General features: G+C 70.8%; 12 protein-coding genes. 5 read left to right on the top strand and 7 right to left on the bottom strand.

Annotated elements, in window-relative coordinates; genetic code table 11:
• From AC32QD_RS16465 to AC32QD_RS16450, 4 genes are all read right to left on the bottom strand, one after another.
• Window positions 1-863, bottom strand: an 863-nt coding sequence (locus AC32QD_RS16465; protein WP_492011597.1) for an amino acid ABC transporter substrate-binding protein, incomplete at its 3' end; no start/stop codon positions are given.
• Window positions 864-1102: 239 nt separating this feature from the next.
• On the bottom strand, window positions 1103-2605 hold the full coding sequence (locus AC32QD_RS16460) for an AAA family ATPase (protein ID WP_492011596.1): 1503 nt from the start codon (window positions 2603-2605) through the stop codon (window positions 1103-1105).
• A gap of 104 nt (window positions 2606-2709) precedes the next feature.
• Window positions 2710-4017, bottom strand: coding sequence for a crotonyl-CoA carboxylase/reductase (gene ccrA, locus AC32QD_RS16455; protein WP_492011595.1), 1308 nt, complete (start codon window positions 4015-4017; stop codon window positions 2710-2712).
• A 40-nt stretch (window positions 4018-4057) separates the two neighbouring features.
• Window positions 4058-4258, bottom strand: a complete 201-nt coding sequence (locus tag AC32QD_RS16450; RefSeq protein WP_492011594.1) for a hypothetical protein — start codon at window positions 4256-4258, stop codon at window positions 4058-4060.
• Between the two features lie 49 nt (window positions 4259-4307).
• Here AC32QD_RS16450 and AC32QD_RS16445 point away from each other — a divergent pair, with 49 nt between their 5' ends.
• The 3 genes from AC32QD_RS16445 (at window position 4308) to AC32QD_RS16435 (ending at window position 7829) form a co-directional block, all read left to right on the top strand.
• Window positions 4308-4493, top strand: coding sequence for a hypothetical protein (locus tag AC32QD_RS16445; protein ID WP_492011593.1), 186 nt, complete (start codon window positions 4308-4310; stop codon window positions 4491-4493).
• Window positions 4490-6451 (top strand): methylmalonyl-CoA mutase family protein, encoded by a 1962-nt coding sequence (locus AC32QD_RS16440; RefSeq protein WP_492011592.1) that lies wholly within the window; start codon window positions 4490-4492, stop codon window positions 6449-6451. Before AC32QD_RS16445 ends, AC32QD_RS16440 begins: the two co-directional genes overlap by 4 nt.
• A gap of 181 nt (window positions 6452-6632) precedes the next feature.
• The gene (locus AC32QD_RS16435; protein WP_492011591.1) at window positions 6633-7829 is read left to right on the top strand and encodes a glycosyltransferase family 4 protein; all 1197 of its coding nucleotides are present in this window, start codon (window positions 6633-6635) and stop codon (window positions 7827-7829) included.
• Between the two features lie 21 nt (window positions 7830-7850).
• Here the strand turns inward: AC32QD_RS16435 and AC32QD_RS16430 are convergent, their stop codons facing one another.
• Together AC32QD_RS16430 and hemB are read right to left on the bottom strand one after the other, a co-directional pair.
• Window positions 7851-8639 carry an alpha/beta fold hydrolase gene (locus tag AC32QD_RS16430; RefSeq protein ID WP_492011590.1) on the bottom strand — a complete coding sequence of 263 codons (789 nt, stop codon included), beginning with the start codon at window positions 8637-8639 and terminating at the stop codon, window positions 7851-7853.
• A complete protein-coding gene (hemB, locus tag AC32QD_RS16425; RefSeq protein WP_492011589.1) occupies window positions 8639-9640 on the bottom strand; it encodes a porphobilinogen synthase in 1002 nt (333 codons plus the stop codon). Before hemB ends, AC32QD_RS16430 begins: the two co-directional genes overlap by 1 nt.
• 62 nt (window positions 9641-9702) lie before the next feature.
• Between hemB and AC32QD_RS16420 the strand changes: the two genes are divergently transcribed.
• On the top strand, window positions 9703-10764 hold the full coding sequence (locus tag AC32QD_RS16420; RefSeq protein WP_492011588.1) for an enoyl-CoA hydratase/isomerase family protein: 1062 nt from the start codon (window positions 9703-9705) through the stop codon (window positions 10762-10764).
• A gap of 129 nt (window positions 10765-10893) precedes the next feature.
• A complete protein-coding gene (locus tag AC32QD_RS16415; RefSeq protein ID WP_492011587.1) occupies window positions 10894-13797 on the top strand; it encodes a transcription-repair coupling factor in 2904 nt (967 codons plus the stop codon).
• Here the strand turns inward: AC32QD_RS16415 and AC32QD_RS16410 are convergent.
• Window positions 13730-13894, bottom strand: coding sequence for a hypothetical protein (locus AC32QD_RS16410; protein WP_492011598.1), 165 nt, complete (start codon window positions 13892-13894; stop codon window positions 13730-13732). The genes AC32QD_RS16415 and AC32QD_RS16410 overlap by 68 nt on opposite strands.
• Between the last annotated feature and the right edge of the window lie 47 nt (window positions 13895-13941).

Here is a 13941-nt window from a genome sequence, read left to right as displayed (position 1 = left end):
TGCGTCGGGCACAGGATGCCGTTGGCGGTCTTGCCGAACTTGCCGGTCACGTTGGCCGCCTCGCAGTGCGTGATCGCGATCATCGGCACGTGGATGTCCATCTCGCCGATCTGGCGCACCGCGGTGGCCGCACCCTTGGAATGGCCCGATACCATCAACAGGTCGGGCTTCAGCGCCTTCACCTTGGTCAGTGTCGCCGACATGTCCGACAGGTCGCGCGGCAGCTGGTCGTCGATGACGATCTGCATGCCGTACTGCTTGGCGTCATGCGTGACGCCGGCGCGCACGTCCTGGCTGAAGGGGTCGTTCTCGAAGGCCATGGCGACCTTCACGCTCGACGGGTCCTTGCCGGCTTTCTTGGCCTCGTCGGCTGCAAGCGAGACGGCGGGGGCCAGATATTTCTCGGAGGTCGAGAGCACCGCGAACAGGTACTTGTAGCCCTTGTTGAACAGCGAGCGCGAGGCGCCTTCGGCCTCGACCATCGGGATGTGATACTTCTCCGAGACCGGCGCGATCGCCTTGGTCATGCCCGAGGAGTAGGGTCCAAGCATGAACTTGACGCCGTCCTGCGAGATCAGCCGCTCGGCGAGCTGGGCGCCGCGCGCCGGCGTGGACTCGTCGTCATAGTACTTGATCGCCAGCTTGTAGGTCTTGCCGCCGACCTTGATGCCGCCACTGTTGTTGATCTTCTTGACCGCGAAGTTGTACCCGCGCTGGGCATGCAGACCGTTGGTCGAGTACTTGCCCGTGAGCGAGATCGCGGCGCCGAGCGTGATCGTGTTCTGCGCGGACGCCGCCAGCGGCAACGCGATCAGGCTTGCCCCGAGCGCGACGCCAGTGGTGAGTTTCCCGAGATAGCTCATGACACAGCTTCCTCCCGTACTGTTCTGGTTCAGCCGCCGGGGCTGTCCCGCCCTTTCCGGGGCGGGCCCCGTGGCGACGTGGGGATGTTATAGGTCAATCGCCGCCGGGTACAAGCCGCAAAAAAGCCCAGCCCGGCCAGATCATTAGCGCGATTGTAGCGCGAAGAGCCGCCGTCGCCCGTGCCCGAGCCTCGCCGTCGCGGGGCGGGCGCGACAGTCCGGACCGCGGTCCGGTCCGCTCACTCGCGGCCGCCCAGCGGCTGCGCCGGGCGCGCCATCCTGTAGCGTGTCACCCAGACCAGCTGGTCCTCGGCGCGGGTGATCGCCACATAGGCCAGCCGCCGCCACAGTGGCAGCCCGGCCTCCTCCTGGCCCGAGCGCGCCGCGGCATAGAGGTCGGGCGCGAACACCTGCACGCGCGGCCATTGCGAGCCCTGCGCCTTGTGGATCGTGCAGGCCGCGCCGTGCAGGAACACCGCCCCGGCGCGCGCGGCCGAGACCAGCAGCGGCTCGCCCCCGTCTGGCCGCTCGATCTGGATGATGGCGGCGACGCCGATGCCGGGCTCCTCGGCGCCGTGCACGTTGACGCGCACGAAGCCCGGCCGCTTGCCCGGGCCCAGATAGGTCGCCTGCGCCCCCTTGATCAGCCCGCGCATCTCCAGCTCGATCCTCTGCTTGCGCAGCTTCATGGGCAGCTCCAGCCCGTCGCAGATCAGCGGCTCGCCCGGCATCAGCGCGTCGTCGGGGATGCCATGGGCGGCGCGGAAAGCGGCGATCAGCCGGGCGCGGATGCGGTTGCGCCACACCAGCATGGGGCTGTCGCACATCAAGTCGGCGTCGGCGCTCTCGGCGATGCGCACCCGGCTGTCGTCCTGCGCCGCGGCGCGGACCTGCGCCTCGAAGTCGGCGAAGGTCAGCGCCGGCTCGCCCAGCGCATGCGCCAGCGCTAGGATCGGGTTGTCTGCCGCCTGCCGGTGCACCTGGGCCAGGTTCAGCCGGCGCCCCTCGGGCAGGCTCTCGAACACCATGTGCCCCTGGCTGCCCACCGGGGCGAGCTGCGCCGGATCGCCGAACAGCACGATCAGCCGGAACAGCTGGCGCAGGTCGTCGAGCCGCTCGGCGTCGATCATCGAGGCCTCGTCCACCAGCGCGATGTCGAGAGGCTCCTCGCGGCGCGTCCAGCCCTTGATAAAATCGGCGCTGCGCACGCCGGCCGCCGCCAGCGCCCCCGCGACCGAGCCGTGCTCGCGATAGGACGCCTCGGCGCGGTCCAGCGCCTCCGCGCTCAGGCCCTCGACCTCGGGCCTGGTCTTGCGCTCGCCCTCCAGCCAGTCGGCGACCTTCTGGAACTCGGGGTCGTAGACCGGGGTGTAGACGACGCGGTGGATGGTGGTGGCGGGCACCTTCAGCCGCCTCAGCACGCTCGCGGCCTTGTTGGTCGGCGCCAGCACCGCGAACGAGCGCCGGGTGCGCCGCTTCGCCTCGTAGTCGGGCCGGATCACCGCCAGCCCGCACTCCTTGAGCCGCGCCGCCAGCCGCGCCAGGAGAAGCGTCTTGCCCGAGCCGGCCTTGCCGGTCACCGCGATCACCTCGCCGGGGCCGGCATGGTCCGTCTCAGCCGTCGTCGTCCCCGCTTCGAGGTCGACCCCATGCGCCGCCAGCCGCGCGGCCAGCGTGGTCCAGGCGCGCGCCTGCTCGGCGGAGAACTCGGGCATGGCGGGGGCAGGGGCGGGCTCGGGCATGCGGCCTGTCTACAAGGGATCCCCCACGGGAGGGAAGCCGCGCGGCGCAACGGCGTGCGGCGCCCGATGCCCGCCCGACAGGCGCCGACGGGGCAGGGCGAGCGTCAGCCCGCCATTCCCGGCCCCGCCTCGCGCGCGTCCTCCAGCGTGCGCAGCCCCGTCACCGGCGCCGAGACCAGCACCGCCATGTTGCCGGGCTTGTGCTCGTTTCGCCACATCTTGGTGTGCGCCTTGGGGATGTCGGCCCAGGGGAACACCTCGGACATGGCCGGGTCGATGCGCCGCTCGACCATCAGCTTGTTGGCCTGGCTCGCCTGCATCAGGTTGGCGAAGTGGCTGCCCTGGATGCGTTTCTGGTGCATCCAGACATAGCGCGCGTCCATGGTCAGGTTGTAGCCGGTGGTCCCGGCGCAGATCACCACCATGCCGCCGCGCTTGACCACGAAGGTCGAGACCGGGAAGGTCGCCTCGCCGGGGTGCTCGAACACCATGTCCACGTTGACGCCCTTGCCGGTGATCTCCCAGATCGCCTTGCCGAACTTGCGCACTTCGCCGAACCAGGTCTTGTACTCAGGCGTGTTGACGGTCGGCAGCTGTCCCCAGCAGTCGAACTGCTTGCGGTTGATCACGCCCTTGGCGCCCAGCTCCAGCACGAAGTCGCGCTTGGCCTCGTCCGAGATCACGCCGATGGCGTTGGCGCCCGCCGTGTTCACCAGCTGGATGGCGAAGGAGCCGAGCCCTCCCGAGGCGCCCCACACCAGCACGTTTTGGCCCGGCTTCAAAGTATGCGGCCGGTGGCCGAACAGCATGCGATAGGCGGTGGCCAGCGTCAGCGTGTAGCAGCCCGACTCCTCCCAGGTCAGGTGTTTGGGCCGCGGCATGAGCTGGCGCGACTGCACCCGCGTGAACTGCGCGAACGAGCCGTCCGGCGTCTCGTAGCCCCAGATGCGCTGGGACGGCGAGAACATCGGGTCGCCGCCGTTGCACTCCTCGTCGTCGCCGTCGTCCTGGTTGCAGTGGATCACCACCTCGTCGCCGACCTTCCAGCGCTTGACCTTGTCGCCCACCGCCCAGACCACGCCGGAGGCATCCGACCCCGCGACGTGGAACGGCGCCTTGTGGATGTCGAAGGGCGAGACCGGCTGGCCCAGCCCCGCCCAGACGCCGTTGTAGTTCACGCCCGCGGCCATCACGAGCACCAGCACCTCGTTGGAGTCGATCTGGGGCGTCTCCACCATCTCGAGCTGCATCGCCTCCTCGGGCGGGCCGTGCCGCTCGCGCCGGATGCACCAGGCGTGCATCTGCCTGGGCACGTGGCCCAGCGGCGGGATCTCGCCCACGTCGTAGAGGTCCTTGGTCGGTGTCTCGCCCTGGGCTTGCGCGATCGTGGCGCCGTCCATGTCTCGCTCCATCTTCCGCTCCGGATGCGCAACAAAGTTGCGCAACTTATTTTCAATATGCCGAAGAATCAGTTACTGACATTTCAACGCTTTTCACGCAAGGGCCTTGTGCGATGCGGCATAAATATTTTGCAACGGCGAGAGGCGCAGGCCAAGCGAAACCGCCGGCGGCAACGCCGGCGGTGAAATCGGGCCGATCTGTCGTAGCCCAGGACCATCGCGAAAGAATATTGCGAGGGATTTTGCGCTGCATCGCAAAATCTCCTATACGCATCCGGACAGGGGCGGTCGAATCAGGGCGGATGAAAGATGCACCGGCACAGCGCCATCCCGGACATGCGCGGCGGCGGCGGCGACAGGTCGCCGCGTGCCGCTTCGGGCTGCGCGTGCCGCTGCGCAATCTCGATGCCAGCGAGGCGACCGTCATTGCCTCGACCGTCATTGCCTCGATCGAACGTTTCGAACCCGTGCTGAGGGCCGCCGCATGACCGACACCAAAGATCGCCCCTGGCTGTTCCGCACCTATGCCGGGCATTCCACGGCCGCGGCCTCGAACGCGCTCTACCGCGCCAACCTGGCCAAGGGCCAGACCGGGCTCTCGGTCGCCTTCGACCTGCCGACGCAGACCGGCTACGACTCCGACCACGAGCTCGCCCGCGGCGAGGTCGGCAAGGTCGGGGTGCCGATCTCTCACCTGGGCGACATGCGCGCACTCTTCCAGGGCATCCCGCTTGAGCGCATGAACACCTCGATGACCATCAACGCCACCGCGCCCTGGCTGCTGGCGCTCTACCTGGCGCTGGCCGAGGAGCAGGGGGCCGACCCGGCCGGGCTCACCGGCACCGTGCAGAACGACATCGTCAAGGAATATCTCAGCCGCGGCACCTACATCTTCCCGCCCGAGCCCTCGCTCAGGCTGATCGGCGACGTCGCCGCCTATTGCTACCGCGAGGTGCCGCGGTGGAACCCGATGAACGTGTGCTCCTACCACCTGCAGGAGGCCGGGGCGACGCCCGAGCAGGAGCTCGCCTTCGCGCTCGCCACCGCCACGGCCGTGCTCGACCACACCCGCGCCCGCGTGCCGGCCGAGGACTTCCCCACCGTGGTGGGGCGCATCTCGTTCTTCGTCAACGCGGGGCTGCGCTTCGTCACCGAGCTGTGCAAGATGCGCGCCTTCACCGAGCTGTGGGACGAGATCTGCCGCGTCCGCTACGGCGTCGAGGACGCCAAGCTGCGCCGCTTCCGCTATGGCGTGCAGGTGAACTCGCTCGGCCTCACCGAGCAGCAGCCCGAGAACAACGTCTACCGCATCCTGCTCGAGACGCTGGCCGTGACGCTGTCGCGGAAGGCCCGCGCCCGCGCGGTGCAGCTTCCGGCCTGGAACGAGGCGCTGGGCCTGCCGCGCCCGTGGGACCAGCAATGGTCGCTGAGGATGCAGCAGATCCTCGCCTACGAGACCGATCTGCTCGAATACGCCGACCTGTTCGACGGCAACCCCGCCGTCGCCGCGAAGGTCGACGAGCTGAAGGCCGCCGCCCGCGACGAGCTTGCCCATATCGAGGCCATGGGCGGCGCGGTCGCCGCCATCGAGTACATGAAGTCGCGCCTGGTCGACTCGAACGCCGAGCGTCTGCGCCGCATCGAGACCGGCGAGACCACCGTGGTCGGCGTCAACCGCCATACCGAGACCGAGCCCGGCCCGCTCGCGGCCGGCGAGGGCGGCATCCTGGTCGTCGACCCCGCCGTCGAGGCCGACCAGATCGCTCGTCTTGAGGCCTGGCGCCATGAGCGCGATGCGGGCGCCGTCGAGGCGGCGCTGGCCGCGTTGCGCGACGCCGCGCGCGAGGGCCGCAACATCATGCCGCCCTCGATCGCGGCCGCGAAGGCCGGCGCGACGACCGGCGAGTGGGGCTGGGCGATGCGCAGCGTCTTCGGCGAGTACCGCGCCCCCACCGGCGTCGGCCGGGCCATGTCGAATGCGGCCGAGGGCCTGGACGAGCTGCGCGCCGAGGTTGACGCCGTCTCCGCCCGCCTCGGCCGGCGGCTCACCTTCCTGGTGGCCAAGCCCGGCCTCGACGGCCACTCGAACGGCGCCGAGCAGATCGCCGTGCGCGCGCGCGACTGCGGCATCGCCGTGCTCTACGACGGCATCCGCCTCACCCCCGCCGAGATCGTCGAGGCGGCCCTGGCCGAGCGCCCCCACGTGCTCGGCCTCTCGGTCCTGTCGGGCAGCCATCTGGAGCTGATCGGCGCCGTCCTCGAGCGCCTGCGCGCCGCCGGGCTGGACCTGCCGGTGGTTGCCGGCGGCATCATCCCGCAGGCCGACGCGCAACGGTTGCGCGAGATGGGCGTGGCGCGGGTCTATTCGCCCAAGGACTTCGAGGTGAACCGGATCATGCGCGACATCCTCGCGCTGGCCGGCGAGCGGGCCCGGGAAGTTGCCTGACCTCGCGGCTGCGGCCGCTCTTTTCCCCGTCGGCGGGGGCGGCGTGATGACGCTCCCGCTTGAGCCCGCCCCCGCGAGCGCGTAAAGAACGCGGGCACCGGAAACCGCGGGGCCAGGCATGTCCGAGAGCGCGACCGCCGAACAAATCGCTGCCCCCCCGGCCGAGGCGCCGGAGGGGCCTTTGCGCATTGCGCTGTTCTCCGGCAACTACAACTACATGCTGGATGGCGCGGCGCGCTCGCAGAACATGCTGGTCGCGCATCTGATCGCGCGCGGCCACCGCGTCCTGGTCTTTGCGCCCACGGCGCCCGAGGCCGCCTTCAGCCACACCGGTAGGCTGGTCCCCTTGCCCTCGGTCAGGTTGCCCGGCCGGCGCGGCGAATACCGCCTGGGGCTCGGCCTCACGCGGCGCGCCCGGGCCCGGCTCGACGCGTTTCGCCCCGATCTGATCCACGTCGCCACGCCGGACCTGGTCGCGCTGATGGCGCTGCGCTATGCGCGCAGGCACGGGATTCCGGCCGTCGCCTCGTTTCACACCCGCTTCGACACCTATCCGCGCTATTACGGCCTCGGCTGGACGGAGAAGTACCTTCGGCGCTACATGCGCTGGGTCTACGCCCGCTGCGTCCACCTCTACGCGCCGACGCACTCGATGATCGAGGAGCTGCGCCAGGAAAGCATCGGCCGCGAGCTCAGGCTTTGGGGCCGCGGCGTCGACTCCGCGCTCTTCAGCCCCGACCGGCGCGACATGGACTGGCGGCGCGGGCTGGGCTTCGCCGACGACGAGGTGGTGGTCGCCTTCGTCGGGCGCTTGGTGCTGGAGAAGGGCATCGACGTCTTCGCCGAGGCGATGCGCCGCGCCGCCGCGCAAAATCCCAAGCTGCACTCCCTGGTGGTCGGCGAGGGGCCCGAGCGCGCCCGCTTCCAGGCGCGCTTGCCGCGGGCCGTCTTCCTGGGCCACCAGACCGGCGAGGACCTCGCCCGCGCCTTTGCCAGCGCCGACATCCTGTTCAATCCCTCCGTTACCGAGGCGGCGGCGAACGTCACGCTCGAAGGCATGGCCGCCGGGCTCGCCTGCCTCGTCGCCGATGTCCCCGGCCCGCGCAGCTACCTGCGCCACGGTGAGAGCGGCCTGCTGTCGCGTCCCGAAGCCGGGGCCGAGGGCTATGCCGAGCAACTCCTGCGGCTCGCCGCGGACCCCGGGCTGCGCGCCGGCATGGGCGCGGCGGCACGCTGCCGCGCGCTCTCCGAGCATCACTGGCCGACGGTGCTCGATGAGGTCATCGGGCACTACCGCGACGCTCTCCGGACCTTCCGGCCGGTCGCGGAAGCCAGCCCGGAGCCGAGCGCGCTGGAGACCCTCGGCGCGGGGCGCTGAGCCTGACGCCGCCGGCGCCGGCTAAACCCCGGCCAGCCAGCCGCCGACCTTGTCGATGAAGGCGTCCGGCGCTTCGGCGTGAAGCCAGTGGCCGGCACCGGGCAGCGCCTCGATCCGGGCGGCGGGAAACAGGGCGCGGATGCGCGGATGCGTCTCGGGCGGCACGTAGGGCGACTTGCCCCCGTGCAGGAAATAGGCGGGCCCGCGATAGGCCGGCTCGGGCAGGTCGGGGAAGTCGAGCAGCGCGTCCATGTTGGCCTCGAGCGCGTCGAGGTTGATGCGCCAGTGCGCCCGCCCGTGCTCGACCACGAGGTTTTGCAACAGGAACGAGCGCAGCGTCGCCTCGGGGATCGCCTCGGCAAGCGCCGGCTCGGCGTCCGAACGGCGGCTCACGCGCGCAAGGTCCACTGCCTTCATCGCCCTGATGTAGCCCAGATGTGTGTGCTCGTGGGGCACCGGGGCGATGTCGGCGACCACCAGGGCCTCGACCAGCTCGGGCCGGGTCCCGGCCAGCACCATCGCCGCCTTGCCGCCCATGGAATGGCCCAGCACCGCGGCCGTTCCCCCGGCCAGCCGCTCGACGGCGTCGGCCAGGTCCTCGGCCATGGCGGGGTAGGTGTGGCGCCGGTCCCACGGGCTCTGGCCGTGGTTGCGCATGTCCACCATGATGACGCGGCGGTTGGTGGCCAGGCGCCGGCCCAGCGTGTGGAAGTTCCGCGCCGAGCCGAACAGCCCGTGCGCGATCAGCAAGGGCGGCGCGGTCTGTCCCTCGGCCGCCGGGTGCTCCAGGTGCGCCAGCTCCACCGCCATCAGCCCTGGGCCCGCAAAAGCCGCGCCGCATCCAGCGCGAAATAGCTCAGCACCCCGGCGCAGCCCGCGCGCTTGAAGGCGGTCAGCGCCTCGAGGATGGTCTTGTCGCGGTCGAGCCAGCCGCGGTCGATGGCGCCCCTGAGCATCGCGTACTCGCCCGACACCTGGTAGGCGAAGGTCGGCACGCGGAACTCCTCGGCGACGCGGCGGCAGATGTCGAGATAGGGCATTCCCGGCTTGACCATCACCATGTCGGCGCCCTCGGCGATGTCGGCGGCGACCTCGCGCAGCGCCTCGTCCGAGTTGGCCGGGTCCATCTGGTAGGTCTTCTTGTCGCCCGTCAGCGCGCCGCCCGAGCCGACCGCCTCGCGGAACGGCCCGTAGAAGGCCGAGGCGTATTTCGCCGCATACGACATGATCAGCGTGTTGTGGAAGCCGCGCTCCTCCAGCGCCCGGCGGATCACGCCGATGCGCCCGTCCATCATGTCCGAGGGGCCGAGGATGTCGCAGCCGGCCTCGGCCTGCGCGATCGCCTGCTTCTCCAGCGCCACCAGCGTCTCGTCGTTGACGATCTCGCCACCGCGCACGATGCCGTCATGGCCGTCCGAGTTGTAGGGGTCGAGCGCCACGTCGAGCATCACGCCCAGGTCGCGCAGCTCCGCCTTCACCGCGCGGGTGGCGCGGCAGACCAGGTTCTCGGGGTTCCACGCCTCCTCGGCGCCCGGGGTCTTGCGCGCCGGGTCGGTGTAGGGGAACAGCGCGATGGCGGGGATGCCCAGCGCGCGCGCCTCGGCCGCCTTCGCCACCAGCCGATCGATGCTCAGCCGCTCGACGCCGGGCATCGACTCGACCGGCTCGGTCCGGTCCTCGCCGTCGATCACGAAGCAGGGCCAGATGAGGTCGGCCGGGGCCAGCGCCCGCTCGGCCACCAGGGCGCGGATCCACGGCGCCTGGCGCAGCCGGCGCGGGCGCGCGGCGGGGAAGGGGGCGGGTTGCAGCATCGCGGGCGTTCCTCGTAACGTGGGCCGGAAACTCGCACGCAGCACCCGGCGGGGCAAGTGGCATGGCCGAGATCCTGTTCGAGACCGTGGGGCGCATCGGGCTGATCACGCTGAACCGCCCCAAGGCGCTGAACGCGCTGACGCACCGAATGGTGCTGGATCTCGAGCGCCAGCTCGACGCCTGGGCCACCGACGCGGCCGTCGCGGCGGTCGTGGTGCGCGGCGAGGGCGAGCGCGCCTTCTCGGCCGGCGGCGACACCATCGCGCTCTACGAGGCCGGCCGGCCCGGCGGCGAGCGGGGCAGGGCGAATTTCGCCTTCTTCGCCGACGAGTACCGCATGAACACCAGGATCAAGCGGTACCCGAAGCCCTATATCGCGCTGATGGACGGGATCGTGATGGGCGGCGGTGTCGGCATCTCGGTGCACGGCAGCCTGCGCGTCGCCACCGAGCGCACCGTCTTCGCCATGCCCGAGACCGGGATCGGGCTGTTCCCCGACGTCGGCGGCACCTGGTTCCTGCCCCGGCTGCCCGGCAGCTTGGGCATGTGGCTGGCGCTGACGGGAAGTCGTCTGACCGGGGAAAACAACGTTCTCGCAGGGGTTTGCGACTGTATCCTGGAGTCCTCGCGGCTGTCCGCCCTGGTCGATTTCCTGGCCCACGGCCTCGACTGGGCGGGGGCCGGCGATGACTGGCGCGCGGCGCTGGCGCGCGCCGGCCTGCGCTGGGAGGTGGAGGCCGAGCTGGACCACGTCCGCGACATCCACTTCCTCTACTCGTTCGGCAGTGTCGAGCTGATCCTCGAGGCGCTCGGCAACGCCGGCAGCGACTGGGCCGAGCGCCAGCGCGAGACCATCCTCGCCAAGTCCCCGACCTCGACGCGCATCGCGCAGCGCCAACTCTCGATGGGGGCGGAGCTGAGCTTCGAGGACTGCATGCGGCTGGAATACCGGCTCGCCCGCTTCTGCATGACCCGGCCCGACTTCTACGAGGGCGTGCGCGCCGTGCTGGTCGACAAGGACAACAAGCCGCGCTGGGATCCGCCGACCCTGGGCGGCGCGACCTCCGACTTCGTCGCCCCGGCCTTCGCGCCGCTCGGCGACGAGGACCTGCGCCTTGGATAGCCCGCGGGCGGCGGAAAATTCCTACATGTCTTATATAAGACCTATAAGAGTTAACCGGGCCAATTGGCCGCGCTTCGCCGCACGCGTTAACACTTGCGGCGGGCCCCGCCTGACGCTACCTCGGCGCCGATGACTGACGTCCAAGAGACCGCCCCCGAGATCCGGGACGCGCGCCCCGCCGACATCGCGCCGGGGGCCGCCGTGGTCGGCGGCGCGCCCGAGGGCCTCGACGCGCAGCTCGTCGCCAGGCTGGTCACGCGCACCGCCGGGCCGGTCATCCACGTCGCCCGCGACGATGCCCGCGCCGCCGCGATGGCCGAGGCGCTGGGGATCTTCGCGCCCGAGCTGCCGGTGCTCAGCTTCCCGGCCTGGGACTGCCTGCCCTATGACCGGGTCTCGCCCAACCCCGAGATCGCCGCCGCGCGCATGGCGACGCTGGCCGCGCTGGCGCACGGTTTCGACCGCCCGGCGGTGATCCTGACCACGCTCAACGCCGCCACGCAGCGGGTGCCGCCGCGCGCCACGCTGGCCGAGGCCAGCTTCATCGCCCAGGCCGGCCGGCAGGTCGACGTCGAGGCGCTGATCGCCTGGCTCGCCCGCATGGGCTTCAACCGCGCCTCGACGGTGATCGAGCACGGCGACTTCGCGGTCCGGGGCGGCATCATTGACATCTTCCCGCCGGGGCAGGCCAACCCGGTGCGGCTCGACTTCTTCGGCGACGTGCTGGAGAGCGCCCGGCGCTTCGACGCCGAGAGCCAGCGCACCGTCGAGCGGATCGACCGGGTCGAGCTCGCCCCCGCCTCGGAGGTGATCCTCGACCCGCCGGCGATCGCGCGCTTTCGCACCCGCTACCGCGAGCTGTTCGGCGCGCCGAGGCTCGACGACCCGCTCTACGCGGCGGTCTCCCAGGGCCGCAAGTACCAGGGCATGGAGCACTGGATCGCGCTGTTCCATGACGGCATGGAGACGCTGTTCGACTATCTGCCCGGCGCGCCGGTGACGCTGGACCACCAGGCGGGCGAGGCCTGCAAGGTGCGGCTCGACATGATCCGCGACCACTACGAGGCCCGGCGCGAGGCGGCCGAGGCGCCGGCGCGCGCGGACGTGCTCTATCGCCCGGTGCCGCCCGAGCTGACCTACCTGGCCGAGGCGGACTGGAGCGCGGCGCTGGCCGCGCGCGAGACCCGGGCCTTCTCGCCCAACCGCCTGCCGCCGGGGCCCGGGGTGAGCGATGCCGGCGGGCGCGTCGGGCGCTCGTTCGCGCCCGAGCGGCGGCAGGAGGGCGTCAACGTCTTCAAGGCCCTGGCCGAGCATGTGCGCGCCCGGCAGGCGCAGGGGCCGGTGGTCATCGCCTCCTATTCCGAGGGCGCGCGCGAGCGGCTGGCCGCGCTTCTCGCCGACCACGGCATCGAGGGCGCGCGCGAGATCGCCAGGTGGCGCGAGGTCGGGCCCGGGCTGAACCTGATCGTGTGGGGCCTCGAGCAGGGCTTCGAGGCGCCGCACGAGGCGGGCGCGGTCACGGTCGTCTCCGAGCAGGACGTGCTCGGCGAGCGCCTGATCCGCCGCGCCCGGCGCAGCCGGCGGGCCGAGAACTTCCTCACCGAGACCCAGTCGCTGACGCCGGGCGACCTGGTGGTGCATATCGACCACGGCGTCGGGCGCTATCTCGGCCTCGAGACCATCACCGCGGCCGGCGCGCCGCACGAGTGCCTCGGCCTCGAGTACCAGGGCGGCGACAAGCTCTACCTGCCGGTCGAGAACATCGAGCTGCTCAGCCGCTACGGCCAGGAGGAGGGCGAGCTCGACCGCCTGGGCGGCGCCGCCTGGCAGGGCCGCAAGGCGCGCATGAAGAAGCGCATCCGCGAGATGGCCGACCAGCTGATCCGCGTCGCCGCCGAGCGCGCCCTGCGCGAGGGCGACGTGATCGAGCCGGACGGCGCGCCCTACGCCCGCTTCGCCGCGCGCTTCCCCTACCAGGAGACCGAGGACCAGCAGAAGGCCATCGAGGACGTCATGGCCGACCTCGGCTCGGGCCGGCCGATGGACCGGCTGATCTGCGGCGATGTCGGCTTCGGCAAGACGGAGGTGGCGCTGCGCGCCGCCTTCGCCGCGGCCAACATGGGCGCGCAGGTGGCGCTGGTCTGCCCCACGACGCTCTTGGCCCGGCAGCACGCGCAGGTGTTCCGCGAGCGCTTCCAGGGCACCGGGCTCAAGGTGCGCCAGCTCTCGCGCTTCGTCACGGCCAGGGAAGCGGCGGAGACGCGCAAGGGGCTGGAGGACGGCTCGATCCCCATCGTCATCGGCACCCATGCGCTGCTCAACAAGAAGGTGAAGTTCTGCCACTTGGGCCTTCTGATCATTGACGAAGAGCAGCATTTCGGCGTCGCCCACAAGGAGCGTCTGAAGGAGCTTCGCTCGGACGTGCACGTGCTGACCATGACGGCGACGCCGATCCCGCGCACGCTGCAACTGTCGCTGTCGGGGGTGCGCGAGCTGTCGCTGATCGCGACGCCGCCGATCGACCGGCTGGCGGTGCGCACCTATGTCACGCCGTTCGACGCGGTGGTCGTGCGCGACGCCTTCCTGCGCGAGCACTACCGCGGCGGGCAGAGCTTCTTCGTGGTGCCGCGCGTGGCCGACCTGGCCGACGCCGAGGACTTCCTCAAGGAGCATGTGCCCGAGGTAAATTACGTCGTCGCCCACGGCCAGATGCCGGCGAGCGAGCTCGACGCCCGCATGAACGCCTTCTACGACGGCAAGTTCGACGTGCTGCTGTCGACCACGATCATCGAGTCGGGGCTCGACATACCCAGAGCCAACACGCTGGTGGTGCACCGCGCCGACATGTTCGGGCTGGCGCAGCTCTACCAGATCCGCGGCCGGGTCGGGCGCGCCAAGCTGCGCGCCTATGCCTACCTGACGACCGAGCCCCGAAAGCCGCTCACGCCGCAGGCCGAGCGGCGGCTCACTCGTTACCGATTCGATTCGCCGCCGCGACGACAACCGCGTTGGCAACTGCCTGGCCGGTCATAACGCGCTGCCAGGGATCTTTGGTATCGATTTCCGGGTGCTCGGGCTCCGATCCAATAGCGCTCGGATAAAGTAGAATATCCGCGCCCCGCAGAGCCATCGCTCTGGAGCACTCGACAAACCACTGATCCCAGCAAATGCCCACGC

It is taken from the genome of Thermohalobaculum sp., assembly GCF_058622915.1.
Note: the sequence above shows the minus strand (reverse complement) of the source record. Positions and strands in the feature narration are given on the sequence as shown.

Bases quoted from the DNA above. Each gene is read 5' to 3' on its own strand.
- AC32QD_RS16460 (WP_492011596.1), bottom strand. From the start codon at position 2,605: ATGCCCGAGCCCGCCCCTGCCCCCGCCATGCCCGAGTTCTCCGCCGAG.
- ccrA (WP_492011595.1), bottom strand. From the start codon at position 4,017: ATGGAGCGAGACATGGACGGCGCCACGATCGCGCAAGCCCAGGGCGAG.
- AC32QD_RS16450 (WP_492011594.1), bottom strand. From the start codon at position 4,258: ATGCAGCGCAAAATCCCTCGCAATATTCTTTCGCGATGGTCCTGGGCT.
- AC32QD_RS16445 (WP_492011593.1), top strand. From the start codon at position 4,308: ATGAAAGATGCACCGGCACAGCGCCATCCCGGACATGCGCGGCGGCGG.
- AC32QD_RS16440 (WP_492011592.1), top strand. From the start codon at position 4,490: ATGACCGACACCAAAGATCGCCCCTGGCTGTTCCGCACCTATGCCGGG.
- AC32QD_RS16430 (WP_492011590.1), bottom strand. From the start codon at position 8,639: ATGGCGGTGGAGCTGGCGCACCTGGAGCACCCGGCGGCCGAGGGACAG.
- hemB (WP_492011589.1), bottom strand. From the start codon at position 9,640: ATGCTGCAACCCGCCCCCTTCCCCGCCGCGCGCCCGCGCCGGCTGCGC.
- AC32QD_RS16420 (WP_492011588.1), top strand. From the start codon at position 9,703: ATGGCCGAGATCCTGTTCGAGACCGTGGGGCGCATCGGGCTGATCACG.
- AC32QD_RS16415 (WP_492011587.1), top strand. From the start codon at position 10,894: ATGACTGACGTCCAAGAGACCGCCCCCGAGATCCGGGACGCGCGCCCC.
- AC32QD_RS16410 (WP_492011598.1), bottom strand. From the start codon at position 13,894: ATGGCTCTGCGGGGCGCGGATATTCTACTTTATCCGAGCGCTATTGGA.